Origin of the sequence: Kocuria sp. CH-021 (genome assembly GCF_049716185.1) — a bacterium.
Classification (GTDB): domain Bacteria; phylum Actinomycetota; class Actinomycetes; order Actinomycetales; family Micrococcaceae; genus Kocuria; species Kocuria cellulosilytica.
Genome location: NZ_JBNAFK010000012.1, coordinates 42,533 through 67,581 on the forward strand (window position 1 = coordinate 42,533; position 25,049 = coordinate 67,581).

The 25,049-nt window shown below is 71.0% G+C and carries 26 protein-coding genes and 1 riboswitch; of the genes, 16 read left to right on the forward strand and 10 right to left on the reverse strand.

Annotated features, from left to right (window positions below):
* Position 1: 1 nt before the first annotated feature.
* The 8 genes from ACPYN7_RS10845 to ACPYN7_RS10880 all read left to right on the forward strand — a co-directional run bounded on the left by ACPYN7_RS10845 (position 2) and on the right by ACPYN7_RS10880 (position 9,722).
* Positions 2–889, forward strand: coding sequence for an alpha/beta hydrolase (locus ACPYN7_RS10845; RefSeq protein WP_424347644.1), 888 nt, complete (start codon positions 2–4; stop codon positions 887–889).
* Positions 886–2,499, forward strand: coding sequence for a flavin-containing monooxygenase (locus ACPYN7_RS10850; RefSeq protein ID WP_424347645.1), 1,614 nt, complete (start codon positions 886–888; stop codon positions 2,497–2,499). The genes ACPYN7_RS10845 and ACPYN7_RS10850 overlap by 4 nt, the downstream gene beginning before the upstream one ends.
* 563 nt (positions 2,500–3,062) lie before the next feature.
* Positions 3,063–3,248, forward strand: a riboswitch (cyclic di-AMP (ydaO/yuaA leader).
* A 5-nt stretch (positions 3,249–3,253) separates the two neighbouring features.
* A complete protein-coding gene (locus tag ACPYN7_RS10855) occupies positions 3,254–3,754 on the forward strand; it encodes an NlpC/P60 family protein (RefSeq protein WP_424347646.1) in 501 nt (166 codons plus the stop codon).
* A gap of 228 nt (positions 3,755–3,982) precedes the next feature.
* Positions 3,983–5,182 carry a pyridoxal phosphate-dependent aminotransferase gene (locus tag ACPYN7_RS10860; RefSeq protein WP_424347647.1) on the forward strand — a complete coding sequence of 400 codons (1,200 nt, stop codon included), beginning with the start codon at positions 3,983–3,985 and terminating at the stop codon, positions 5,180–5,182.
* Positions 5,179–6,138 carry a 2-hydroxyacid dehydrogenase gene (locus ACPYN7_RS10865; RefSeq protein ID WP_424347648.1) on the forward strand — a complete coding sequence of 320 codons (960 nt, stop codon included), beginning with the start codon at positions 5,179–5,181 and terminating at the stop codon, positions 6,136–6,138. The genes ACPYN7_RS10860 and ACPYN7_RS10865 overlap by 4 nt, the downstream gene beginning before the upstream one ends.
* A gap of 185 nt (positions 6,139–6,323) precedes the next feature.
* A complete protein-coding gene (locus ACPYN7_RS10870; RefSeq protein ID WP_424347649.1) occupies positions 6,324–6,659 on the forward strand; it encodes a hypothetical protein in 336 nt (111 codons plus the stop codon).
* Positions 6,660–7,223, forward strand: a complete 564-nt coding sequence (locus tag ACPYN7_RS10875) for a DUF6036 family nucleotidyltransferase (RefSeq protein ID WP_424347650.1) — start codon at positions 6,660–6,662, stop codon at positions 7,221–7,223.
* An 81-nt stretch (positions 7,224–7,304) separates the two neighbouring features.
* Positions 7,305–9,722: a TOTE conflict system archaeo-eukaryotic primase domain-containing protein gene (locus ACPYN7_RS10880; protein ID WP_424347651.1), complete on the forward strand. Its 2,418-nt coding sequence runs from the start codon at positions 7,305–7,307 to the stop codon at positions 9,720–9,722.
* Here the strand turns inward: ACPYN7_RS10880 and ACPYN7_RS10885 are convergent.
* Positions 9,717–10,490, reverse strand: a complete 774-nt coding sequence (locus tag ACPYN7_RS10885; protein WP_424347652.1) for an SDR family oxidoreductase — start codon at positions 10,488–10,490, stop codon at positions 9,717–9,719. The two genes, ACPYN7_RS10880 and ACPYN7_RS10885, sit on opposite strands and share 6 nt — an antisense overlap.
* 144 nt (positions 10,491–10,634) lie before the next feature.
* Between ACPYN7_RS10885 and ACPYN7_RS10890 the strand changes: the two genes are divergently transcribed.
* From ACPYN7_RS10890 to ACPYN7_RS10900, 3 genes are all read left to right on the forward strand, one after another.
* Entirely contained in the window at positions 10,635–11,585 is a 951-nt protein-coding gene (locus ACPYN7_RS10890) for a helix-turn-helix domain-containing protein (RefSeq protein WP_424347653.1), read from the forward strand.
* A gap of 234 nt (positions 11,586–11,819) precedes the next feature.
* Positions 11,820–12,017: a hypothetical protein gene (locus ACPYN7_RS10895; protein ID WP_424347654.1), complete on the forward strand. Its 198-nt coding sequence runs from the start codon at positions 11,820–11,822 to the stop codon at positions 12,015–12,017.
* A gap of 131 nt (positions 12,018–12,148) precedes the next feature.
* On the forward strand, positions 12,149–13,105 hold the full coding sequence (locus ACPYN7_RS10900) for an NAD(P)-dependent oxidoreductase (RefSeq protein WP_424347655.1): 957 nt from the start codon (positions 12,149–12,151) through the stop codon (positions 13,103–13,105).
* Positions 13,106–13,270: 165 nt separating this feature from the next.
* On the opposite strand, the gene ACPYN7_RS10905 is transcribed toward ACPYN7_RS10900, so the two are convergent.
* The 6 genes from ACPYN7_RS10905 to ACPYN7_RS10930 form a co-directional block, all read right to left on the reverse strand.
* Entirely contained in the window at positions 13,271–14,653 is a 1,383-nt protein-coding gene (locus ACPYN7_RS10905) for an esterase-like activity of phytase family protein (RefSeq protein ID WP_424347656.1), read from the reverse strand.
* A gap of 113 nt (positions 14,654–14,766) precedes the next feature.
* A complete protein-coding gene (locus ACPYN7_RS10910) occupies positions 14,767–15,036 on the reverse strand; it encodes a hypothetical protein (RefSeq protein WP_424347657.1) in 270 nt (89 codons plus the stop codon).
* A gap of 107 nt (positions 15,037–15,143) precedes the next feature.
* Entirely contained in the window at positions 15,144–16,529 is a 1,386-nt protein-coding gene (locus ACPYN7_RS10915; RefSeq protein WP_424347658.1) for a M20/M25/M40 family metallo-hydrolase, read from the reverse strand.
* Positions 16,530–16,563: 34 nt separating this feature from the next.
* Positions 16,564–16,860, reverse strand: a complete 297-nt coding sequence (locus ACPYN7_RS10920) for a hypothetical protein (protein WP_424347659.1) — start codon at positions 16,858–16,860, stop codon at positions 16,564–16,566.
* A gap of 197 nt (positions 16,861–17,057) precedes the next feature.
* Complete coding sequence (locus ACPYN7_RS10925) at positions 17,058–17,327, reverse strand: ribbon-helix-helix protein, CopG family (protein ID WP_424347660.1); 270 nt, start codon at positions 17,325–17,327, stop codon at positions 17,058–17,060.
* A 185-nt stretch (positions 17,328–17,512) separates the two neighbouring features.
* On the reverse strand, positions 17,513–18,415 hold the full coding sequence (locus ACPYN7_RS10930; protein WP_424347661.1) for a nuclease-related domain-containing protein: 903 nt from the start codon (positions 18,413–18,415) through the stop codon (positions 17,513–17,515).
* A 276-nt stretch (positions 18,416–18,691) separates the two neighbouring features.
* Between ACPYN7_RS10930 and ACPYN7_RS10935 the strand changes: the two genes are divergently transcribed.
* The 4 genes from ACPYN7_RS10935 to ACPYN7_RS10950 all read left to right on the forward strand — a co-directional run bounded on the left by ACPYN7_RS10935 (position 18,692) and on the right by ACPYN7_RS10950 (position 22,410).
* A complete protein-coding gene (locus ACPYN7_RS10935) occupies positions 18,692–19,864 on the forward strand; it encodes a thermonuclease family protein (protein ID WP_424347662.1) in 1,173 nt (390 codons plus the stop codon).
* Positions 19,865–20,097: 233 nt separating this feature from the next.
* The gene (locus tag ACPYN7_RS10940; protein WP_058872879.1) at positions 20,098–21,045 is read left to right on the forward strand and encodes a helix-turn-helix domain-containing protein; all 948 of its coding nucleotides are present in this window, start codon (positions 20,098–20,100) and stop codon (positions 21,043–21,045) included.
* A gap of 461 nt (positions 21,046–21,506) precedes the next feature.
* Positions 21,507–21,935, forward strand: a complete 429-nt coding sequence (locus ACPYN7_RS10945) for a DUF1801 domain-containing protein (RefSeq protein ID WP_424347663.1) — start codon at positions 21,507–21,509, stop codon at positions 21,933–21,935.
* 148 nt (positions 21,936–22,083) lie between these two features.
* A complete protein-coding gene (locus tag ACPYN7_RS10950) occupies positions 22,084–22,410 on the forward strand; it encodes a GYD domain-containing protein (protein WP_424347664.1) in 327 nt (108 codons plus the stop codon).
* A 58-nt stretch (positions 22,411–22,468) separates the two neighbouring features.
* Here ACPYN7_RS10950 and ACPYN7_RS10955 read toward each other — a convergent pair whose 3' ends face one another.
* Entirely contained in the window at positions 22,469–22,915 is a 447-nt protein-coding gene (locus ACPYN7_RS10955) for a hypothetical protein (protein WP_058872876.1), read from the reverse strand.
* A gap of 334 nt (positions 22,916–23,249) precedes the next feature.
* On the opposite strand from ACPYN7_RS10955, the gene ACPYN7_RS10960 reads away from it, so the two are divergent.
* Entirely contained in the window at positions 23,250–23,894 is a 645-nt protein-coding gene (locus ACPYN7_RS10960) for an NAD(P)H-binding protein (RefSeq protein ID WP_424347665.1), read from the forward strand.
* 58 nt (positions 23,895–23,952) lie between these two features.
* Here the strand turns inward: ACPYN7_RS10960 and ACPYN7_RS10965 are convergent, their stop codons facing one another.
* Together ACPYN7_RS10965 and ACPYN7_RS10970 are read right to left on the reverse strand one after the other, a co-directional pair.
* Positions 23,953–24,252 (reverse strand): FAD-dependent monooxygenase, encoded by a 300-nt coding sequence (locus ACPYN7_RS10965; RefSeq protein ID WP_424347666.1) that lies wholly within the window; start codon positions 24,250–24,252, stop codon positions 23,953–23,955.
* On the reverse strand, positions 24,228–24,980 hold the full coding sequence (locus ACPYN7_RS10970) for an FAD-dependent monooxygenase (RefSeq protein WP_424347667.1): 753 nt from the start codon (positions 24,978–24,980) through the stop codon (positions 24,228–24,230). Before ACPYN7_RS10970 ends, ACPYN7_RS10965 begins: the two co-directional genes overlap by 25 nt.
* Positions 24,981–25,049 lie beyond the last annotated feature (69 nt).

Here is a 25,049-nt window from a genome sequence, read left to right on the forward strand (position 1 = left end):
CGTGTCCCTCCGTCTCGCCGGTCCGGACGTCGCCGCGGCCATGAACGAGATGTTCGGGACGGGCCCTGAGATGCACCGCACCGAGGACCACGTCCTGGACGCCTCCGACGGCGGCAGCTTCCGCGTCCGGGTGCACGTGCCGCGGGAGTCCCCGACCGGCGTGTTCGTCTACCTCCACGGCGGCGGCTGGGTGCTGCAGGACATCGACGGCTACGACACCCTGGGCCGGCAGCTGGCCGAGAAGTCGGGCTGCGCCGTCGTCCTCGTGGACTACCGCAAGGCCCCGGAGCACCCCTTCCCCGCCGCGGTGGAGGACTCCTGGACCGCCCTGACCTGGGCGGGCGAGCACCTGGCGGAGATCGCCGGGGCGCAGGTCCCGCTCTACGTCGGCGGGGACAGCGCCGGCGGCAACCTCTCGGCCGTCATGGCCCTGCGGGCGCGCGAGAACGGCGGGCCCGTGATCGCCAAGCAGGTGCTGATCTACCCGGTCACCGACGCCGACTTCACCCGGCCCTCCTACACCGAGGAGGAGAACCAGACGCTGCTGACCACCGAGTTCATGACCTGGTTCTGGGACCAGTACGTGCCCGACGCCGAGCAGCGCAAACACCCGGACGCCGCGCCGTTCCACGCCGAGGACCTCTCCGGCCTGCCCCCGGCGCTGGTCATCACCGCCGCCCACGACGTCCTGCGGGACGAGGGCGAGGCCTACGCCGAGAAGCTCCAGGAGGCGGGGGTGGAGGTCCACCAGCGCCGCTGGGAGGGCCAGATGCACGGCTTCTTCTCCATGGTCAACGTGCTGCCGGCCAGCGCCGAGGCCCTGGACTTCGTGGTGGATTCGATCGCCACGGACGTCCAGGCCGAGCTGGAGGAGGCGGGCGAGCGATGAGCACGGTGCGCGAGCTGGACGTCGTCGTCGTCGGCGCCGGGTTCTCCGGCCTCTACCTCCTCCACCGCCTGCGCGAGCAGGGACGGTCCGTGGCCGTCGTCGAGAAGGGCGACGGCGTGGGCGGCACGTGGTACTGGAACCGCTACCCCGGGGCCCGGTGCGACGTGGAGAGCCCCTACTACTCCTACTCCTTCTCCCCGGAGCTGGAGCAGGAGTGGGAGTGGACCGAGCGCTACCCCACCCAGCCCGAGATCCTGCGCTACCTCAACCACGTGGCCGACCGCTTCGACCTGCGCCGCGACATCCAGCTGGACACCGAGGTGACCTCCGCCGTCTACGACGACGCCACGGCACGGTGGGCCGTCACCACCCGCTCGACCGCGGACGGCACCGAGGAGACGGTCAGCGCCCGCTATTGCATCATGGCCACCGGCTGCCTCTCGGCCGGGCGCGTGCCGGACTTCGAGGGCCTGGCCGACTTCACCGGGGAGGTCTACCACACCGGCTCCTGGCCGCACGAGGGCGTGGACTTCACCGGCAAGCGCGTCGCGGTGATCGGCACCGGGTCCTCCGGCATCCAGTCGATCCCCGAGATCGCCCGGCAGGCCGAGCACCTGACGGTCTTCCAGCGCACCCCGAACTTCAGCGTCCCGGCGCGCAACCAGCCGCTGGACCCGCAGGAGTGGGCGCAGATCAAGGCCGACTACCCGCGGATCCGGGAGATCGCCAGGCAGACCCCGACCGGGCTGCCGTTCCCGCCCAGCACCGCCTCCGCGCTGGAGACCGACCCGGCGGAGCAGCGCAAGGTCATGGAGGAGCACTGGACGCTGGGCGGGTTCCGCCTCGGGCAGTGCTTCTCGGACCTGGCGATCAGCAAGGAGGCCAACGACGTCGTGGCCCAGTACATCCGCAAGCGCATCGACGAGATCGTCGAGGACCCGCAGGTCGCGGAGCTGCTGAAGCCCTACGACCACCCTGTGGGCACCAAGCGGATCTGCGTGGACACCGACTACTACACGACGTTCAACCGGGAGAACGTCTCCCTGGTCGACGTCCGGTCCGCGCCGATCACCCGGCTCACCGAGCGGGGGCTGGCCACCACGGAGCAGGAGTACGAGGTCGACGCCATCGTCTTCGCCACCGGCTTCGATGCCATGACCGGGGCCCTGAACCGGATCGACATCCGGGGCACCGAGGGGCTCGCCCTGGCCGAGAAGTGGGCCGCCGGCCCGCGGACCTACCTCGGGCTGGCCACCGCCGGGTTCCCGAACCTGTTCCTGGTCACCGGTCCCGGCAGCCCGTCGGTGCTCAGCAACATGGTGACCTCGATCGAGCAGCACGTCGACTGGATCACCGACCACATCCGCTACCTCGAGGACCAGGGCCTCGTCCGCTCCGAGGCCTCTCCCGAGGCGGAGGACGCGTGGGTGCAGCACGTCAACGACGCCGCGGACATGACCCTGTTCCCGCAGGCGAACTCCTGGTACCTGGGCGCCAACGTGCCCGGCAAGCCGCGGGTGTTCATGCCCTACGTGGGCGGGGTCGGCGCCTACCGCGCCAAGTGCGACGAGGTCGCCTCCCGACAGTACGAGGGCTTCAGCGTCGCCTGACCGGTCGAACAGCCGAACGGAGGGCTCCGGTGCTGCGGCACCGGAGCCCTCCGCATGCCGGCAGGCCGGGGCGTCGGGGCGCATCCCCTCATCGGCAGCCTGGTGCTCGCGGGATGCCAGGGAAGCGGAATCGACGTGCCACAAAGGCATTTCTTTCTTTTTGCGAATTCCTGGGACAACAATGGAAATTGCCGGAAGTGATGGTTTGCCCCGGCCCTTGAAGGGGCCGATCCCGTCGGACACCTAATGCTCTGTGGGCCTTTCCCGGCAAACGGTCGTGCCCTGCCACGGGTGGCGCCATTCGGTACTCGGCTCCAGGGCAGGGGCCTGCTTGCCCGTCGGCATGACCTTGGCAGAGCCCCAGGTCAAAACCACTTTCGTCTCGAACTGAGCCTCCCGGGGGATCCCCATGGGCACGCCTCACGGGGCCACGGCGTCCCGGCGCGGAGGTGCACAGCCGCACCAGCACTCAAGCCGAGACACGCCCGTGATCTAAACGAGACTTTCTCGTTACTTTTCGATTAGTGTTTCCTCCGTGCCGATCGCCTCATCGATCGGCATCCCCGTGCACATCGCCGAATTCTGCCGGTGCCCGGGGCCCCCCAGACACATCGCTCGGCAGAAGCGGGGGAACCAGAAACGGTCCCTTCCCCGGGACCTAGGGGTTAAGTCGCCAGGGCCCCCACCCTGCGACCGGGTGTCTCCCACCCGCATCCGACAGCTCACCTCGCAGGCAAGAGGGAGGACATCACTCATGCCCGTTTTCCAGTCCCGCACGCCCCGCCACCGCGCCCAGAGCTCGTTCCGCCTCGGGCGCACCGCCATCCTGGCGGCCGCCGGCGGCGCCCTGGCGCTCAGCAGCGTGGCCCCGGCCCAGGCCGCCCCCGCCGCAGCCCCCCAGCAGGTCCTCAGCACCCAGGCCCAGTCCGGCAAGGCCGCGACCATCGCCGCCGCGGCCAAGAACCAGCTCGGCGTGCGGCAGGACTGCACCGCCCTGGTCACCAAGGCCCTGCGCGCGGCCGGGGTCAAGCACCACGGGTGGCCGGTCTCCTACCTGAAGCTCGGCACCCGGGTCTCCGCCGCCCAGGCCCAGCCCGGTGACCTGGTCTACTACGCCAACGGCGGCATGGGCTTCGCCCACATCGCCGTGTACATCGGCGGCGGCAAGGCCGTCCACGGCGGCTGGAACGGCAACCAGACGGTCATCCAGACCGTCAACGTCGGCTCCGGCCCCGTCTACCTCCGCGTGCGCTGACCCCACGCACCTGAGCCGGGGGTGGGGGGGGGGGGGCGCCCCCCCCCCCCCCCCCCCCCCCACACCCGCATCCCATGTGGACGGCCTCTGCACGCGGAGGCACCTCGCAACGATGTCCACGGTGGGAATCCATCGGGAAACCACTCTTCCCAGGCTGATATATGAGTCGTATGCTCGGTGCGGGTCCGCCAGCGGATCGATCGCCAACTCGACGAGGAGTGGAACAGCATGCGGGAACTCGCACACCGGCTCGACCGGCTGGGCACCGAAACCGCCTTCAGCGTCGCCCAGGCCGCCGCCGCCTGGAAGGCGAAGGGGAACCGGGTGTACCCCTTCCACCTCGGTGACATCAACATCCCGACGGCCCCGCACATCATCGAGGCGATGGACCGGGCCATCGCCGACGGCTACACGGGCTACTGCCCGGGCCCGGGCATCCCGCAGCTGCGCGAGGCCCTCGCCGAGGACATCGGCTCGCGCCGTGGCATCGACCTCAGCCCCGAGAACATCGTAGTGATGACGGGCGGCAAGCCCGTCATCACGAAGTTCCTGCAGGCGGTCATGAACCCCGGCCAGGAGGTGCTCTACCCGAACCCAGGCTTCCCGATCTACGAGTCGCAGATCGAGTACCTCGGGGGCACGGCCGTGTCGTACCGCTACCTGCCCACGGAGGACGGCTTCGCGATCGACCTCGAACAGGTGCGCGCCTCGATCACCCCGAACACGGTCGCCATCATCTACAACGACCTGCAGAACCCCATCTCGGCCGAGTCGACGGCGGCCGAGCGCGAGGCCGTCGCGCAGCTCGCCCAGGAGCACGATCTCTGGGTGCTCTCCGACGAGGCCTACTTCGAGACCCGTTACGAGGGGGTCTCGAACTCGATCGCCTCGCTGCCCGGCATGGCCGAGCGCACCGTCATCCTCTACACCTTCAGCAAGAAGTTCGCCATGACCGGCTCGCGCCTCGGCTGCGCCGTCGCGCCCCTGGAGATCGCGAAGGTGCTCAGCACGCTCAACACCAACGACGAGTCGTGCACCACGCACTATGTGCAGTGGGCCGGCATCGAAGCACTCCGCGGCACCCAGGAGCCCGTGCAGCAGACGCTCGACATCCTGCGCGAGCGCCGCGATGTCGCCTGTGAGCTCGTGAACGCCACCCCCGGCATGCACGTGGCCGTGCCGCAGTCGACCTTCTACCTGTTCCCCGACGTCACCGCCGCCATGGAACGCATGGGGTACACGGCGGTCGGTGACTTCGCCACGGCGGCGCTGCACGAGACCGGCGTCTCCTTCTGCACGCGCGAGCACTTCGGCCGGCGCCAGCCCGGCGAGGACCGGCAGTACATCCGGCTCGCCTACTCGGGCATCGACGTCGACGACATCCGCGACGGCCTCGGCCGCCTGCGCGCGTGGATCGAGACGGCATGAGCCGGGTCGTCGTCACGGGACGGATTCCCGACGCCGCGATCGAGAAGCTCCGCGCCGCCCACGAGGTCGACGCCTGGCCGGATCCGGAGCCGATCGACCGCGAGGAGCTTCTGCGCCGGGTGGCCGGCGCCGATGCCGTCGTCAGCCTGCTCACCGAGCGCATCGACGCCGAGCTGCTCGACGCCGCCGGCCCGCAGCTGAAAGTGGTTGCGAACGTCGCGGTCGGCTACGACAACATCGACGTGCCGGCCTGCGCCGAACGGGACGTCGTGGCCACCAACACCCCCGGGGTGCTCACGGACGCCACCGCCGACATCGCGTTCGGCCTCGTCCTCATGGCGACCCGCCGGCTCGGCGAGGCGGAACGGCTCATCCGCTCCGGCCAGGACTGGAAATGGGGCATGTTCTTCCTGCTCGGCAGCAGCCTGCAGGGCAAGACCCTCGGCGTCGTCGGCATGGGCGGCATCGGCCAGGCGACCGCGCGCCGGGCCAGGGCCTTCGGCATGGAGATCGTCTACCAGTCGCGCAGCGAGATCGATCCCGGGATCGCCGCCGAGCTGGGCGCCCGGCGGGTCGAGCTCGACGAGCTGCTGAGCGTCTCCGACGTCGTCTCGCTGCACTGCCCCTACGGGCCCGCCACGCACCATCTGATCGGCCCCGAGCAGCTGGCGGCGATGAAGGACTCGGCGTACCTCGTCAACACCGCGCGCGGACCGATCGTCGACGAGGCGGCGCTCGCGTCCGCGCTGCGGGACGGTCGGATCGCGGGCGCCGGGCTGGACGTCTACGAGCACGAGCCTCAGGTGCATCCCGAGCTGCTGGAGCTCGACAACGTGGTGCTCCTGCCGCACCTGGGCTCCGCCACCGTGGAGACGCGCACCGCGATGGCGGTGCTCGCCGCCGACAACGCGCTCGCCGTGCTCAGCGGGAAACGACCGCCGACACCGATCGGCTAGCAGCAGGGCCGTTCGTCGCCCCGGCAGGACCGCCGGCCCACCTTGATTTCCCCAGAGCGCGGCCAACGGGATGCTCTTCTGGCCACGCCTGGGGAGGTTTCACCTGGGCACCAGAGATGAGCCACCAGCCTGCTCGGACATCATGCGCGACGGTAGAATCGGTCACCAGGAGGAGAGGAGGAGCAATGTCCCAGGACACCGAGATGAACCGGTCGAGCCTGCGCACCCTGCTGCTCCACCGGTCGCTGGTCCCCAAGCTGAACGAGGAGACCCTGTCCTCCTGGACGCCGCAGATCCTCCAGAACCTCGAGCGACTCAGCAGCTCGGTGCAAGGGCATCCGCACGTCGAGAACCTCGGCCGCTGGCGCCGCATCGTGGAGACCCGCGATGTGGAGACCCTGCGGACGGTCCTCGACTCCCCCGACCCTGGCAGCATCGAGATGCGTGAGGTCTCTCCCATGGGTGGCCTGATCGGCCAGGACGAGCGGCTGTCCATCCTGAAGTCGTTGCCGAGACGCTGAGTGCACCGCTACCAGCTCGAGCATGCGATCCGCGCCGCCTGCAGCATCATCCGCAGAGACCAGGTCATCATCGTGGGTTCCCAGTCCATCCTGGGTTCCTTCCACGAGGACGATCTGCCCGACCAGGCCACGATGTCCACGGAGATCGACATCCTGCCCATGGACGACGACCCGCAGACGGTCCTTGATCTGTCGGATGAGCTATCGGCGGTTGCCGGCGAGTGGTCGGACTTCGACCAGACGCACGGTTTCTTTCTGGATGGCGTGGACGACATGACGGCGAAGCTGTCGGCTGGTTGGCGCGAGCGCTTGGTCGTGGTCAGCAATGAGAACACCCGCCAGGTGGGCACCGGCCAACAGTTCACCGGCCTGTGCCTGGACAAGGAAGGCCTGTGCGTGGCGAAGCTGCTGGCCTACCGGGAGAAGGATCAGGCATTCGTCGGAGCCCTGCTCCAGTACCAGATCGTCGACCGGGAAGTCATCATCGAGCGACTCCGCAGCATTCAAGAGCGCTGGCCTGTCGAAGTCGGACGAGCACTGGGATGGCTTCAACGCGACACCTGACCGTCCATATCGATGGAGAGAGCCCTTGCGTCGGAAGGCCAGGTCTTCGGGGTTCGTCACCACCTCGGTAGCCTGATGCCCGTGGGGCATCGGGAGGTCGGAAACGAGGTCGAGGCGCTGCGATCGCGGATCGCCGACCTCGAAAGCGAACTGGCGGAGGCGCGCGCTGCGCTCCGCAAGTTGGAGAGTGATCGGGCAGGCTCAGGGAGCACCGGAATCTTCTCTGACGTTCGTTCCAGCGTGTCTTCAAGAGTCACGGCGACGTCATCGAGCGCCGAGAAGCTTGCGCTTTTCGGTGCTCGCTTCGTCGGCAGGAACGACGTCTACGCGGTCAGATGGACCAGCACCCGCACGGGCAAGTCCGGTTGGAGTCCCGCGGTCCGTGGTGGCTTCTACACCGGGTCGGAGACCGCGGCGGACCATTTGGCACTCGACGGTGCCGTCCTCGAGCGGCACCTTCGTGGGGGCACTCGCCCAGGGGATCGTGAGTTCCACGTCGGCATCTACCCGATGCTCGCGGAGGACACCTGCCAGTTGCTGGTGTGCGACTTCGACGACGCAGATTGGCGCCTGGATGCCGCAGCATTCGTCGAGGAATGCAGGCGTGCCGGCATTGATGTTCTCGCCGAGATCTCCCGGTCCGGCGAGGGCGCGCACGTCTGGATGTTCTTCACCGCGCCGGTGCCCGCCGCCACCGCGAGGTCAGCGGGGATGTCGCTGCTTCGCGCCGCGATGGCAAAACGGCCCGGGATGGCCTTCCGCAGCTACGATCGCTTCTTCCCCTCGCAGGACACGTTGCCGGATCGGTCAACAGGCCGGGCTCGTCTCGGGAACCTCATCGCACTGCCCCTGCAGGGGAACTGCCGCCGTCGCGGGACGACTGTGTTCGCCGACCCTGCGACATGGGAATCGTACGAGGACCAATTCGCCGTGCTGGCGACGACGACTCCCGTGCCTGTCGAGCGCGTGGCAGAACTAGGGACGACAACCGCGACCGACTCACGCATCGGTCCGTCGCAGACGCTGGGCGCGCGACCCCGGCGAGCGAGCATCACAGTGCTCGCTCGCGCAACAGCCGGGCAAGTACTCGAGCTGCGCCGTGATGCCGTCCTGCACGTCCCGGCAGGCGACCTTCCCGGCGTCGTGATCACCGAGCTCAAGCACATGGCGTCGGTACCCAACCCTGAGTTCTACCGCAAGCAGGCCCAGCGATTCAGCACCTTCGGCACACCGCGCCTCGTCACCGGCTTCGAGCACGACGAGAACGAACTGCGCCTGCCGCGCGGCCTCACCGACGAAGCAGTGGCGTTGCTGCGGGAAGCTGGTTTCCGCGTCACCATCAGCACCAGCTCGGAGACTCACAAGCACCTGGAGTTGGCGTTCGTGGGGGATCTCCGTGAGGAGCAGAGAGTGGCAGTCGATGCGCTCCTCGCGCACGACACCGGCGTCCTCGTCGCGCCCCCGGGCGCCGGCAAGACGGTCATCGCCTGCGCGCTCATCGCCCAGCGTGCCGCGCCCACGGCGATCATGGTGAACCGCGCCGAACTGCTCACGCAGTGGCGGGAGCGCCTGAAGCAGTTCCTCGGCCTGACGGACCAGCAGATCGGCCAGCTCGGCGCAGGACGGCGAAAACGGCGCGGGATCGTGGATCTCATCATGATGCAGTCCATCGCACACCGGAACGCGGACCCCGCTCTGCTCGAGGAGTACGAGCAGATCATCATCGACGAATGCCATGCCGTCGCAGCACCCGCGACCGAGGCCGCGTTGCGCAACGTGAACGTCCGCCATTGGGCGGGGCTGACGGCGACTCCCTACCGAGCTGATCAGATGAACGGTCTGATCACGATGCAGTGCGGCCCCATCCGACATGTGATCGACTCCGCTGACCGGGCTCATCGGGAGCTGATCACGCACGAGACCACATTCACCACCGAGGAACCGGGAACGGACGGGCCATCCATCCAGGCGATCTACTCCGAACTCGCGGTCGATGTCGCTCGCAACACGATGATTGCGCAACATGTCAGGGACGCCGTCGATCGAGGTCGCACATGTCTGGTCCTGACGAACAGGCTCGGTCATCTTGACGCACTCGCTGACGCTATCCAGGGATGTGATGCACCCGTGTTTCGACTCCACGGTCGCATGACCCCCGCTGAGCGTGGTGAGGTCCGGAGAGAACTGGGGGCAGCGGACGCGCAGCAGCACCCATTCGTGCTCGTAGCGATCGACAAGATCGCCGGCGAAGGACTCGATCTCCCGTCTCTCAACACGCTGTTCCTCACGGTCCCCGTATCTTTCAAAGGCCGCGTGATCCAGCAACTCGGGCGCATCACTCGCGGGCGGACGGAGGCACCCCTTCCGGCTGTCGTCCATGACTACCGTGACAAGGACGTACCACTCCTGGAACGCATGTATGCACGGCGGCGACGAGTCATGGCGAAAGAAGGCTTCCAGTCGGCAGAACATGCGGTACCTTCACGCCCGCAGTCATGAGGTGCCGCGGAGCCAGTCCTCGAACCGGGTCGGGGCCGTGGTGAAGTCCCCCCGAGGCAGGAGGCCGCCGTTGCCGAGGGCGGTGAAGGACACCGGCACCCGAAGGACCTTTCGGCGTCCTCCGCGGCGCTCGGCGAGCGCACGGGCCAGCTCCGCCATGTCGCGAATCTCGGGCCCGGCGATGACGGCGTCGCCGGGTGTCGCGGTGCTGGCCGGCTCCAGGGCACGGTCGGCGACGAACGCGGCGGCGTCCTCGGCGGCCAGCGGCCGGGAGCGCATCCCCGGCACCACCGAGAGCGGGCCGATGCGCAGCTGCGACAGCAGGGTCTCGGCCAGTTCGTACCACTGCGCCGAGGCCACGACGGTGACCAGGACCGGCCCGGCACGGTAGGTCTGCTCCTGGGCGGCCTTGCCCGCGTAGTAGCCCAGCCACCGGTGCACCTCCGGGTCCCGGGCGTTGAGGATCGTGACGCACACGATCCGGGACACACCGTTCCGCTGTGCCGCGGCCAGCACGTTGCGGGCGGTGGTGCTAAAGAAGTCGACGGCGCGCCGGCGGGACAGCGTCGCCAGGTGGAGGCAGTCCACCACGGTGGAGACCCCGTCGAACGCGGCGTCCAGGCCCTTCCCGGAGTAGACGTCAGTGCCCTGTCGGCGCGAGACCTCGACGACGTCGACGCCGCGCTCGCGCAGATGCGCCACCACCCGTGCGCCCAGCTCCCCGGTCGCCCCCAGGACCGCCACCTTCCGGCGCTCGCCCTCACCCATGCTCGCCATCGTCCACCGCCCTGTTCCCGTCCGCCCGCGCTTCGGTCCTGATGGCACTGATTCTCCTCACCCGCCGGCCCCACCGCGACTGGCATTTTCATAGCTTTCGTCGACTTCCTGCCGCCGTACTGGAAGCATGGACCCATGATCAGCAACGTGGCCGTCATCGTGTTCGGCGAGGTCTCCCCCTTCGAGCTCGGCGTGGCTTGCGAGGCCTGGGCGATCGACCGATCCGCCGACGGCCTGCCGGCGATGGACTTCGCGGTGTGCAGTCCCGGCGGGCGGCCGGTCCGCACGATCGCCGGCTTCGACGTGGCCGTCCAGCACGGGCTCGACCGGGTGGCCGAGGCGGATCTCGTGGTCCTCCCGGCCATGTCCCGGGACCGGGAGGTCCCGGCCGAGGTGATCCATGCGCTGCGCTCAGCCCACGACCGCGGCGCCCGGATCCTGTCGATCTGCTCGGGCGCCTTCGTGCTGGGGGCGGCCGGACTGCTCGACGGCCGCCGCTGCACCACCCACTGGATGCACACCGCGGAGCTGGCCGCGCGGTTCCCCGCCGCCCAGGTGGTGCCCGAGGTCCTCTACGTCGAGGACGGCAGCATCCTCACCAGTGCCGGCACCGCGGCGGGTCTCGACGCCTGCCTCCACCTGTGGCGCCAGGAGTTCGGCTCGGCGGCCGCCAACACCGTGGCCCGGCGCATGGTCGTGCCACCACAGCGCCAGGGAGGACAGGCCCAGTTCATCAAGGACCCGGTCCCCGAGCGCCGGGCCGAGACGCTGGACCCGCTGCTCACCTGGATCGTGGGACACCTCGACGAACCGCTCGACGTCGACGCCCTGGCCCGGCGCGCCGCCATGTCCCCGCGCACCTTCGCCCGCCGCTTCCGCGACGAAACGGGCACCACACCGCACGCCTGGATCACCGCGCGGCGCCTGCACCGGGCCGAGCAGCTGCTCGAGGAGACCGACCTGCCCGTCGAGCGCATCGCCGCGGACGTGGGCTTCGGCAACGCGGCCACGCTGCGCCACCACTTCACCCGGATCCGCCGGCTCAGCCCGCAGCAGTACCGCCGCCGCTTCGCGACCACCTCCTGAGCACCGACACGTAAGCGCCTCGGCCGCGAGAGCGTGGCCGAGGTGCTCCGTCGTGGTCGCGACGAGGGCGGGAGGACTGCCCCCTGCCCGCTCCGAGTCGAGGCGTGGGAAAGATGGCAGAAAATGATCGGACATAGTCATTTCTGCCACTCGTGCGGAGATCGCCGAGCGACCAGGCTTGTCAGCGTGAGAGTGAGCCGGATCGGCCGGCCCACGACATGCAAGGAGCTCATCATGATCGCGTTCCTGTTTCTGCTGACGGCCACAGCCGCTGTGCTGGCGGTGTACACGGTGATCGGGCGCTTGGCCATTCCCGCGGAGGAGCGGATGCCGTGGCGCGACCTCGGCTGGGACGGCTGGCGGCAGACGCTGCGGCGCAGCCTGGTCTTCCTGGGTGGCTCCGCCCCGCGCGGCGGTGCCCGCACCTGCTGAGACCGTCGGACATCCCGCCAGGTCGGTTGTGCAGGCGAACCCGACCATTCCCCGGAATGAGCGGCCGGCAACAGGTCCGGCCGCTCGGCGGGCTGTTCGACGCGACGGACCGGGCAGGAGACGATGACCTGATGAAGATCCTGATTCCCGACACCACCGACATCGACCCCGGCGACCTCACCGGCCACGAGGTCGTCCGCTACGCGGCCGCGGAGCCCGTCCCGCCGGAGCACGCCGACGCGGAAGCCGTCGTCGTCTGGGGCACTTCCGGCGACGTCCTGCAGGAGACGGCCCGCCGGCTCACCCGCGTGGAGCTCGTCCAGGCGCTGGCGGCCGGGCCGGACAGCGTGCTGGAGGCGGGGTTCCGCGCCGAGGCGGTCATCTGCTCCGGTGTCGGCCTGCACACCCGGCCCGTGACCGAGCACGCCCTGGCGCTCCTGCTGAACCTGGTCCGCCGGCTGCCCACCGCGGCCCGGAGCCAGGACGAGCGCACCTGGGACCCGCAGCTGGGCGGCCTGCAGCCGCTGCACCCCGAGGACCGGGTCACCACGCTCATCGACGCCCGCGTCCTCATCTGGGGGTTCGGCGCCATCGGTCAGCACCTGGCCGACCTGTGCACCGCTCTGGGCAGTCACGTCACCGGCGTCGCGCGGAGCTCCGGCGAACGCGGCGGGCACCCGGTCATCACCCCGGAGCAGCTGCCCGAGCACCTGCCCGGGACCGATGTGCTCGTGCTCGTCCTGCCCCACGACCCCGCGACGGAGCGCGCCCTGGACCGCGAGACGCTCGACGCCCTTCCGCCGCACGCCCTGGTGGTCAACGTGGGCCGGGGATCGACCGTGGACGAGGACGCCCTCGTGGAGGCCCTCAGCACCGGGTCCATCGCCGGCGCGGCCATCGACGTCGCCGCCCAGGAGCCCCTGCCCGCGGACTCCCCTCTGTGGTCGGCCCCCAACCTGACCATCACTCCGCACATGGCCGGTGGCCGGCCCATCGGGGCCGCAGACCTGCTGCGCGAGAACCTCGAGGCGCTGACGCAGGGAGGCGGGTTCACCAACCGGGTCGACCGGAACGGCGCGTCAGCCTGAGCGGCAGCGCGCCGATCGGCATGGAAGCGGCATGCCCCCGGCGAGCGCGGCACGGCCGGAGGCTTCGGTGACGCCTACGGTGGAGGCCTTGTCGACCTGGATGACGAACTTCCCGCCCTCGGCGGTTCCGCGGATGGCCGGGTCGGTGCCCTGCCCCGCGTCGCCCTACTCGGGCAGCACCATGGAGTCCGCCCAGGAGGCCGCGGCCGTCCCGGAGTGCGCCGGGGTCCCGCCCGGCCGGGACGAGCCGTGCGCCCCGCCCTGCCGTCCTTCGACCGCACCCGGGAGCAGGCGGTGGTCCACCCTGAGTTCCTCGGGCAGGTCGATCGTGGCGAACTCGGTGACGTCGACGACGCCCTCCCCACGCCCGCCGGTGGCGCGGTAGTTGTTGTCGTTGAGCACCGCGATGGTGTTCTCGTCGAGGATCTCCAAGTCCTCGATCGTGAAGTAGGGCATGCGGTAGGTGCCGTCCTCGGAGGCCAGCCCCTGCGGGTCCGCCACGTCCATCAGGTCCACCAGTTCACGCTTGTCCACGTAGCCGTCCCGGTCACGATCGCGGGTGTCCAGCAGGTAGATCCTCTTGAAATCGGCCTCGGCGCCCTGGGTGTCGTCGCGCTCGATCACCAGGAACTCGTGGGCGTTGATCGCGATGAAATCGCCCACGTTGTGGTCTGCGGCCTCCATCCGGTAGCGCAGGTACTCCCCGGTGAACGTCGTCGCCGCGCTCCCCGCCCTCAGCGCCACCTCGTAGATGCGGCGGTCGGCGGCCAGCCCGGCGGCCTTGTCCTCGTCGGTGGCGCCCTCGAGCATGGGGTACAGGGCGCGGGAGTTGGGGGCGATCGCCATGCCCTCGAAGCCCTTGGAGTTCGCCAGGTTGGCTGCCGGGGCCTCCGGGTCCGGGTCGGAGGAAGAGGTCACGCCGGGCAGCTTGATGGGGGCCTCCAGCAGGCGTCCCTCGGCGTCGGTGTGCAGCAGGTAGGGGCCGAACTCCTCACCGAACCACAGGGTGCCGTCCTCGGCGACCTGCATCGACTCGAGGTCGAAGTCCCCGCCGGTCAGCACCCGGTCCCGGACGGGGCACTCGTAGCCGGCGGGCAGGTCACCGGCCGCCTCGCACCCGCCGTCGCGCCAGATGTCCCAGGGGATGTGGCCCTCGGGGTCCGAGAGGTGCATCGTGTCCAGCACCTGGATCTCTCCTCCGTCGAGGTCGGGGGCGATGCGGTGGACGGCCAGCAGGAAGTCGCGGCTGTTGGCCTTGTTGCCGAACCCGTTGTCCGACATGGCGAGCCAGGTGCCGTCACCGGCGGCGTGCACCCCGGAGAAGCCCTGGACGGGCTGGCCCGGGTAGGCGGGCGTCGTGCGGCCGTCGAGGAAAGCACCCGACGGTTCCGAGCCGGGAACGAACGTGTCGGCGGGGAGCACGGAGAAGCCGGACAGGGTGGGGACGGCGGGCAGCTCCTCGGCCGCGGGCTTCGCGGCGGCCGGACCGGTGCTCAGGCACCCCAGGCCCAGGGCCAGGACGGCGGCGGAAACGATGGACGTGCGCATGGGCAGACTCCTCGGGACGGGCCGCGCGGGTGAGCAGTCGCGGCGTCGCCGAGAGTAGGCCTGCCAGACGACCCCGAGGTGACCGCCCCGTGAACGGAAATCGGCCCGAGAACTCAGGGCGTCCAGCCGAGGACCGCTTCCCCGAACGTCATGACCGCGAACCAGGTCACGCCGGCCACGACGGGGACGAGCAGCACCAGGTAGGACCGGCGCTGCACCAGCCGCACGCCGGCGTAGGTGAGGAGCACCCACCACACGCCCAGGAGCACGATGGCCCACAGCGGGGCCATCAGGCCGCTGGCCATGTAGAAGTACCCAGCCACCAGCTGGGCCAGGGCCGCGATCACCACGGCCAGCACGAACAACGGCGTCGTCGTTCTCATAGCAGAACTGTGCGCCTCCGGGGAGGCGTCCGCAACAGGGAGCGCGCACGCTGCCGCGTTCCCCGGCTCTCTTGCCCCCGGGCCCCGGTTCCTGCGCTCGGGCCCCGCTACGTCCGGCCCAGCTCGCCCCACAGGTGGGCGAGGGTGGCGGCCCCGGCCAGCAGCAGGTCCGTGCGGACGCTCTCGTCGCTGTTGTGCCAGTTGTCCTCGAGCAGCCCGGTGCCGAAGAACACCACCGGTGCCTCCAGCGCGGTGGCGAGCAGGTCGGCCGGCCCGCCCCCGGCGTTGCCCATCCGCCCCACCTCGTCCACCCCGAAGCCGGCGGCCATGGCCCGGGCCAGGGCCTCCACCACGGGGTGCTCCGGGGTGCGGTAGGCCTCCTGGGAGGTGTTGGTCGACACGGTCAGCTCGTACTCGTAGCCGTCCCCGACCCGCTCGGCCACCCAGGTGCGCAGCTGCTCGGCCACCTCCTGCACCTTCTGGCCGACCACCGTGCGGATGCTCAGGTCCATCGCCGCCATCGAGGGGATCACCGCCCTCGAGACCTCCGTGGGATCGCCGGCGATCAGGGCAATGACCTCCAGGGCAGGGCGTTCCCACAGCCGCTCCAGCACGGTGTAGCCGGCCTCCCCGCCGATGCTGCGCGTGTGGGTGCGGGCCAGCCAGTCCCCCTCGTCGAAAGGCAGCGCTGCCAGCTCCGCCCGCCGGGCGTCGGGGATCTCCGGGACGCGGTCGTAGAAGCCGGGCAGGGTGATCCTGCCGTCCTCGTCGTAGAGCTGGGCGAGGACCCGGGCCATCTCCAGGGCCGGGTTGGGGGCGACCCCGGACACCGCCCCGCTGTGGATGTCGGTGAAGGGCCCGTGGATCTCCAGGTGCGCGCTGAGCATCCCACGCACCCCGGTGCACAGTCCCGGGTGATCGGCGCGCCACAGCAGCGTGTCGGAGAAGATCACCACGTCCGCGGCCAGCTCCTCCGGGTGGTCCTGGATCAATTGGGCCAGACCCGGGGACCCGGCCTCCTCCTCGCCCTCGACCAGGAACTTCAGGTTCACGGCCGGCACCTCTCGTCCGGTGGCGGCCAGGTGCGCCCGGACGCCCCACAAGTGAGCGAGGACCTGGCCCTTGGCGTCCGAGGCGCCCCGGCCGTAGAGCCGCCCGTCCCGGGCCACCGGGTCGAAGGGGGACGTCTGGTCCCAGTTCTCCTCCTTGACCGCCCGCACGTCGTGGTGGCTGTAGACCAGCACCGTGGGTGCACCGGGAGCCTCGCACCAGACGGCGTGGACGGCCGGGCCATAGGCGCCCGGCCAGATCTCCGTGGTGGGGAAGCCGGTGTCACGCAGCGCCCCGGCCAGCCAGTGCGCCGAGCGCAGCAGATCGTGCTCGTGCTCCGGGGCCGCGGCCACCGAGGGGATCCGCACCCACTCCTTCAGCCCGTCCAGCAACTCGGGCAGGTGTGCTGTCAGATAGGAGTGCATCTCGTGGTCGGCGGTCACGGTCACCTCCGCGGAGAACTCTCGCCGCCGGGCCCTAGAGCTCGCGGTCCTCCACGACGTCGAGGTCCCGGAACACGGGCTCCCCGTCCATGAGCTCGGTCAGCTTCCGGGCGTACTCCTGGGTCTCCGGGAGCTGCGAGTTCTCCATGGCGGACTCGTAGGAGTCGAAGAAGACGATCTCGACGAAGCGCTTCGGATCGTTGCGGTCCTTCGCCGACAGGACGCGGCGAGCCGTGCGTTTCCCCTGGGAGGACTGCTGCCAATCCGCGAGGACCTCGGCCACCTCCTCCGGCCTCGAGGTGGTGTATTCGATCAGCTGCACGAAAGCCATCACGCACGCTCCTCCGGAAAAGTCCGTTGCGGGTCTCCATTTTAGGTCCGGGCCGCCGGGATGGCCCGGACGGACGGGAGATGACGGCCCGCCGCTGCGAACTCGAGGTCCGCCGAGGCCGTGGCGGCGCGCCTGGCGTGAGACTCGCTGCGCTCCTGATCGCCACCTGCCCGTCGCTCAGAGGGGCCACAGCCCCGTCAGGCGCTCTTGAGCCAGGCATGGAGGGCGTCGCGGATGACCTCGCTGGCAGTGGTGTTGTCGGACAGCGCTCGCTGCTTCAGGGCGGCGTCCAGCTCGGGGTCCAGGCGGACGGGAACAACTCGGGCCGCGGCGGAGCCGATCGGCCTGCGTCCGCCGGATCGCCGGAGCTCCGCCGGATCGTATCCGGCCTCCGCCTCCCGAGCGAGACGATCGATCTGGTTCTCGGTGACAGGGCGGCCCTTAGAGGTCCGCGGTGTGCTGGCCACGGCTCTCCTCCTCATGGCAACAGGTCCAAGTACCGGGGTTCGGCTTTCATGGCGTCGCCGATGCCGTGCTTGCGGGCGGATCGGTGGATCTCCACACCATGAATCGTATTACGAAACCGGTCCGACAGGAACGATCAGGGGCGCGGTATTGGTGTCACACAGCACACGCACTGAAGGGACTGGGACTATGCGTTCGCTCCGAACCCCGGACCGGCGCCGAGCAGGGCCGCCAGGAGGTCCGGGCCGGTGTTGACGGCGGCAGCAACGCCCCCGACGAGCAGTGCGAGTTCCCACAGCGCACGCCGGCGCCGCGCGCTCCGCACGGAAGCCCGAAGCCCGTCGAAGCGCTCCTGCAGCGCGATGGGGTCTTCGGACGGCGGGGGGCTGTTGTGCCAGGTCTTCGGGACCACGGCTGCGGCCGTGATCCGGGCGACCTGTTCAGGCGCCAGGGCGGGGCGACGGCGCCGCAGCCAGCGCAGCAGTCGCCGGTCGGTGATGACGTGGACTCCCGCGGGTCGCTGCTTGATCGTCAGGTCCTTCGGTTCGATCAGCACCAGCACCGGGGTGACCGGCACCTGCTCCCCCACCACCGCGCTCAACCGTTTGGCCGCCCGCGCCGCCTCATGACGAGCGTGGGAGAGGTAGTGCTGCCTGTGCCCGTCGACGAGGATCGCGCGCTCACCGACCCAGACCTTCTTGCCCGCGTGGTTCTTCGTGTTGAGCGTGAACACTCCCGCGGGGCCGACCAGGACGTGGTCGATGTCCGAGGCCCCGGCGCCGACCGGAACAGCGTGGAGCACCGTCCACTCCGAGCCCAGGCCGCGGAGGATCTGACCGACCGCGATCTCTCCCAGTGCACCATGGAACCAGGATCGGCCGGAGGCACCGAGGGGACTGCTCCCGACCAGTCGTTGCCACCACGCCCGGGGCGGCTCGTCACCCTGGAGGCGCAGCGTCTCGGCGATGACCGACTGCCCTGGGCTCCGGCTCAACAGGCTCGACGGACTCGACGAGAACTCCTGGGCGGTGGTACCCGCCACCGGGCCGAGGAGCCGGAAGGCGGCGAACCCCAAGGTGCGGATGGGCACAGGAGGCTGAAAAGTGGGGTCCGTGGAGGGCGTCATGGTGGACAGCTTTCGAGCAGAGCAGAACGGTGTCCCTGTATTTCATGTCTTTGCATTCGCATACGACAAGCCGGTGCCGCTGGACCCCGCATTGTGACGCTCGCCCGGAGCAGGACGGACGCACCACTCCCCCGCGCAAGAAGCTCCACCCCCTGAACTGGGGACATCAGCCTCCCCCGGTGATTGCATGTGCATCCATAAGCTGGAGGGGAACTGACGACTTCCTGACAGGACCCCCCCGTGACACCTCCCCCGGTTTCCCTCCGCCTGGGCGCCTCGGCGCTCGTCCTCCTGCTCCTGACCGGCTGCGGCGGGTCGGCGGCCTCCAGCGACGCGACGCCGTCGTCGTCCAACACCTCCTCGACCGAGACGTCCGCCGCCCCGGAGCTGCGCGGCGAGCGCGCCGTGGTGGAGCGGGTGGTCGACGGCGACACCGTCGACGTCCGGCGGGGCGGCGAGGTGGTCCGCGTGCGGCTGCTCAACATCGACACTCCGGAGACCAAGGACCCGAACGAGATCGTCGAGTGCCTCGGGCCGGAGGCCACCGCCCTGCTGGAGGAGCTCCTGCCGCCGGGCACCGTGGTGGGCCTCGAGTACGACCAGGAGCGCACCGACTCCTACGACCGCACCCTGGCCGGGGTGTTCCTGCAGGACGGCACCCTGGTCAACGCCGAGATCGCCCGCCAGGGCCTGGGCACGCCGCTCTACATCGCGCCGAACGACCGCTTCCTGCCGCCGGTGGAGGAGGCCTTCGCCGAGGCCGAGCAGCAGCAGGCCGGCCTCCTCGATCCCGCCCTCGGCTGCACCGTCCCGGCGCAGGTGCAGCAGGCTGCGAGCGCGCTCGCCGACGCCGCGCCGGCGGACCTCGCCGACCCGGCCGGTGAGGTCGCGGCCGCCGTCGCCTTCCTGGCGGCCCTCGACGCGATCGACGGCGACGCCCACCCGCACGTCCGCCACCTGGTCGGGCTGCCGTCGATGAAGCGCGGGATCGCCGGAGTCCGCCAGGACGTCGCCGCCCTCCAGGAGCGCGCCGCCGAGCAGCGCCGCGCGGCGGAGGCGGAGGCCGCAGAGCGCGCGGCGGCAGACGAGGAGCGCCGGCAGGCCGAGGCAGCACGCCAGGCGGAGGCCGACCGGCAGGCCGAAGCGGCCCGTCGGGCGGCAGCCGACGCCACCCGACGGGCGCCCGCGCCCGCGCCGGCACCGATTCCTGCGCCCGCACCGGCTCCTGCGCCCGCACCCAGGCCGGCGCCCGCGCCCGCACCGGCCCCGGCTCCCGCACCTGCGCCGAAGCCCGCCCCGAACCCGGGCGCCAACATCGTCAACCAGGCCCCTCCGGGGTACTACGCGGACATCCCCGGCTACACCGGTTCGCGGTGCTACGCGCCCGGGGGGAAGTTCTTCAAGCCCTGCTGACCTCGACGGGCCCGGATGGCCCGGAGCCCGGGTGACGGCCCGGCGTCACGGGCCGGGATCCGCTGGTGGTAGCCGGAGCCGGGGAGGATCATAGGACCCAGCACGACCCCTGCCCCGTTGCACCTCCATGACGAGGGTCCTGACATGACCATCCACGCGCCCCTGTCCCGCCGGGACACCCGGTCGGTCCTCGCCGCCCCCGGTGCGCGGCCCGGGCCAGGGGGGTGGATCCGGTGAGCGAGGCCTTCCATCTCGAGCTCGCAGCCGAGGACCCGGACGCCGTGATGCTGCTGTTCGAGACGATCGGGGCGCGCTTCTCCTTCCAGCCCTCCGAGCGCGGCCTGTCCTACCGGGAGGAGAGGACCGGGGACGAGGACGTGTCCCTGGCGCGGGTGGAGGTGGAAGGGTCCTACTCCTCCTGGGGGGACACCGAGATGTTCAGCGTGGTCCAGCGCACCGCCGGCCGGTGCGACTGGTCCACCCGCACCGAGTCCGGCACCGGGATCGGCGCCCCGGTGCTGATCACCCCGTCCAGCCCGACCCTGTTCGTGGTGGACTCCCTGCGGGCCAGCAACGTCTACCTCACCGCGGACGTGGTGCAGGACATCGCCGAGACCGTCTACGGCACCGAGAACACCCCGGTGGCGTTCGCCTCCGCCCACCCGCTCACCCCCCGGCTGGGCCAGTACTGGTCCTCCCTGACCCGCCTGGCCCAGGAGCTCGTGGACTCCGGGGCCTTCGACGCCCCGCTGGTGCGCGCCGGCCTCACCCGGCACCTGGCCGTGGCGCTGCTCGAGTGCTTCCCCCTGGTCGGGGACCAGGAGCTGCGCGCCCTGTCCATGGCCGCCCAGACCCGCCGCTACCGCATCGCCAAACAGTTCATCGACGACCACGCCCACCAGCCGATCACCGTCGACGACGCCGCCCGGGCGGCGAACACTCCCACCCCCACCTTGGTCCAGGCCTTCCGCGCCAATCACCCGCACCGACTCAGCCCCACCGAGTACCTGGCCCAGGCACGGCTGGCCGGCGCCCACGCCGAGCTCCTGCACGCCGATCCCACCACCGGGGAGACCGTGGCCGGCATCGCCGCCCGGTGGGGCTTCGCCCACTCCGGGCGCTTCGCATCCCGCTACCGCGCCATCTACGGCGTGCCGCCCAGCACCACCCTGTACCGCTGACCCCACGGCCGGCCCGCCGGGGACCGGAGCACGGCACGGGCCGGGTCCATGGCACACCGTGGCGCGCCCGCGCGGAAGGAGCGGCCATCGGGCCCGAGGGGTTGTTTGCTGGTGCACATGAATGTCTCGTCCAAAGCCGCCGATGTTGCACGCCGGCTTGATTCGGCTGTGACCTGGTCCACATCATGGTGGGCGGAAGGGGCGCCATCCATGGGCCGACCAGGGCCCCGGTGCGACCTTCCTGACCGGCAGAGGGGCTGCCCGGACAACGCAGTCCGCGCCCCGCGGCCGGTCATCCGCCCACGGGGGGACAGTGCTGGGGACGGAACGTGCTGGGGGGCCGTTCCGCCTCCAGCCACCCCGGCGGCCGTGATCGGCCATCCCTGCGCTGCCGTGTCGGACGGGCCGGGGACCCTGGTCCCTGAGACGATCGTCGTCCCAGCGACCCCGAGGAGCCCGCCGTGGAGAAGACAGGACAATCGGTCGAGGAACACCTCGCCGGGGTCACGCCGAAGCGGCGGCGGGCCGACGCCGAGCGCCTCGTCCCGCTGTTCACCCGCGTCACCGGGCAGCCGGCCGAGATGTGGGGCACCGTCGTGGGCTTCGGCCAGTACCACTACAAGTACGCAAGCGGCCACGAGGGGGATGCCCCCGCGGCCGGCTTCGCCGCACGCAAGGCGGCGACGACGGTCTACGTGTACGACGGCGTGGACGCCCACCAGGAGAACCTGGCCCGCCTGGGCCCGCACACCACCGGCGTGGGCTGCATCTACCTCAAGGACCTCGACGCCGTGGACCTGGAGGTCCTCGAGCAGATCGTCGCGGCGTCCTACGCCAAGCTCGGCGACGGCCCGTGGACGGACCGCGCCCGCGACGGCACCTCGAGTTGACCGGACGCCGCCGGCTCCGACACGGAGACGCCATGGGTCACGGACCGGCGACGATCCGGCGGACCCCCTTGGGGCCGGCCCCGCCGCGTGCCTACGGTCAGCACACTCCTGATCGAATCCGACGGGACGGACACGAGGGGACAGGACGATGCCGCTCTATCTGTCGAAATTCCGCTACACCCCCGAGACCTGGGCCCGGTTGATCTCCCACCCCGAGGACCGCCGCCCGGCGGGCCAGGACTGCATCGAATCGGTCGGCGGGACGCTGCACGGGTTCTGGTACGCCTTCGGCGCGCACGACGGCTACAGCCTGTGGGAAGCGCCCGACGACGTGTCCATGGCCGCGGTGGCCCTGGCCATCACCGGCGGCGGGGCCGTGAGCTCCCTGGAGACCACGGTGCTCATGAGCGTCGAGGAGACGCTGGAGGCCCTGCACCAGGCCCAGCAGATCAAGTACCGGCCGCCCGGGACCTGACCGGACCCACGGCCCGGAGCGGCGGAGCCCCGTGCCCACCGCCCGGCCGTCCCGCCCCTCAGCCCTGCGGGGCGCTCAGCTGCTCGAGGTGCTCGGCCTTGAGCTTGCGGTAGTGGGGCATGAGCTCGGCGGCGGTGTAGGTGGCGGTGGCGGTCACCGGCGTCCCGGGATGGCCGTGCTCGGTCAGGATCTGCTGCAGCGCGGCCTCGTGCTGGGCGAGGATCGTCTGGTTGAAGTAGCCGTGGTGCAGCAGGGCGGCGATCCCGCCGGCATAGGCCCAGGTGGGTGAGCCCTCGTCCATCGGGGCGCGGGGGTCGTCCCAGTCGGCGGGGCCGCCGGTGGCGGCCAGTTCGGAGGCCAGGACGCTCTCGAGCACGTCGGCCCGGAAGGACAGGGAGAGCTCGGCGACCTCGTCGACGATCTCGAACCGGTCCACCCGCACGCCGGCCGGGGGCGGGGTCTGCACCAGGTCCTTGACGGCCTGGAGGATCTCGGGGGTGATCATCGTCGTCTCGCTTCGTGGGTGGGAGGGGAGAGAAGCCCGGTCGATGTGTTGTCATCAGCCTACTGGCTACCGATGAGTCACAATTCGGCCGCGTTGTCCCCACAACAGCCCACGGGCTGGGACGCCGTCAGCGCCGGGGACACCCGCCCCTGATCCGGTTCCGCCCCTGGTGGGGCGGCCCCGGCCTGCCGCGGACGTCCCGGTCCGCCCTGCCGCTCGACGGCCGGCGCCCCCATCTGTGGACGTCACACGTCCTCCATGGCATTTCATTTGAAAATGCCGTGATCTAGGGTGCAAGCAATTCGTCCGTACAACGGGACCGGGTGGGGGACAGATGAAGGTCACCGTGTTCGGGGCTGTCAGTCCCATCGGCCAGGAGCTCGTCGAGGACCTGCTGTTCCGCGGCTACGAGGTCGTCGCCCTCGTCACCGACGCCGCGCACGCGCCGCCCGCCTGGGGCGAGGCCGTGGAGCTGGTCACCGGGCAGATCACCGACCCCGCGGCCGTCGACACCGCACTCGACGGTGCCGAGGCGGTGATCAACACCCTGGACCCGCGCGTGCGGCCCCGTGCCCGCGGCCTGGACCTGGTCGAGGGCGCCGGTCACATCGTGGCCGGCATGCGCCGGCGCGGCATCCGCCGCTACATCGGCCACGGCACCCCGGTGGTGACCCTGTGCCCCAAGGAGAGGCCCACCACCCGGATCAAGGTCCACCGGTTCCTGGCCCGCCACCTCGATCCGCGCGCCTACCGGCAGATGGCAGGGATGCTGCAGGTGGTCGCAGAGTCCGGGCTGGACTGGACGATCGTGCGGTTCATGCACGTCACCGGCGGCAGCGCCCGGGGACTGAAGTACGTGGGGTTCTTCGGCCCCGGCGCCGTGGGCTCCTCGGCCACCGCCGCCGACATCGCGCGGTTCACCACCTCCCAGATCCTGGAGACCGCCTACATCCGGGACGCCCCGGCCGTCAGCAACTGACGCCCGGTTCCGCCGGGGACGGCAGTGTCACCGGCCGGGGACGCGGGCGCGCGGCCGGTCACACCAGCCGTGCCGCCGCGCTGACGACGGCGTTGCGCACGGGCAGCAGGTGCCGGGCCGTGCTGACGCCGTTCGCCAGGCGGGCCACGCGCACCGTGCGGGTGACCCGCCGGCGGCGCGCGGCGTCGTACCGGCGCAGGGCACCGGGCACGTCCGGGGCCGCGGTCAGCGCATCGACGACGGCCGTGGCGTCGAGCAGCGCCTCGCACGCGCCCCGGCCGAGGTTCGGCGCCATGCCGTGGGCGGCGTCGCCGAGGAGCGCGGTCCGCCCGCTCACCCAGGAGGGCAGCGGGGGCACGTCGAGCAGCGTGCGCCGGTCGATCGGACTGTCCCCGAGGGCGCCAGGACGCGCCGCACGGCCGGGTGCAAGTCCCCGTAGAGATGGCGCAGGACCTCCGGGTCGGTGCAGCCGCGCCCCGCGGAGGCGAGCACGTCGGCGCGGACGCTGGCGAACCAGTTGGTGTGCTCGTCGTCGTGCGGGGTGATGCCGAAAAGCCGCGCCGGCCCCCAGGTCTCGGTGGTCCCGGCCGCCCGGCCCGGGACGGTGCCGCGGAGGGCCACGGTGCCCAGCGGGCGCGGGGCGACGCCGAAGAGCGCGGCGCGGACGGGGCTGTGCACGCCGTCGGCGGCGACCACGAGGTCGGCCGCGGGCAGCGCACGGTGGTCGGCGACCGGGGCGTTCCACGCGACGAGGCCCGGGGGAAGGCCCTCGGCCAGTGCCGCCAGGAGCGCGGGGCGCGGGACCAGCCGAGCGGCCCGGTCCAGGTCGACGTGGGCGATCTCGGTCCCGTCCGGCCGGAGGAGCCGCGCCCCGCGCTGCTCGACGGAGGCGGCCCGGACGTGCTCCCCCGCGCCCAGCCGGTCCAGGGCCCGCATCGCCTCGGGCCACATGCCCAGGGCCGTGCCGGTGCCGGGCAGGCCCGGCGAGCGCTCGAGCACGTGCACGTCCCAGCCCGCGCCGAGCAGGCCGCGGGCTGCGGCCAGGTCGGCGATGCCGGCCCCGACGACGACGGCTGATCCGCGCACGGGACCTCCTGGAGTCGGTGGTCCCCGGCCGGGCCTCGCGTCCGGGCCGGGAGATCCTCTCGGGGAACC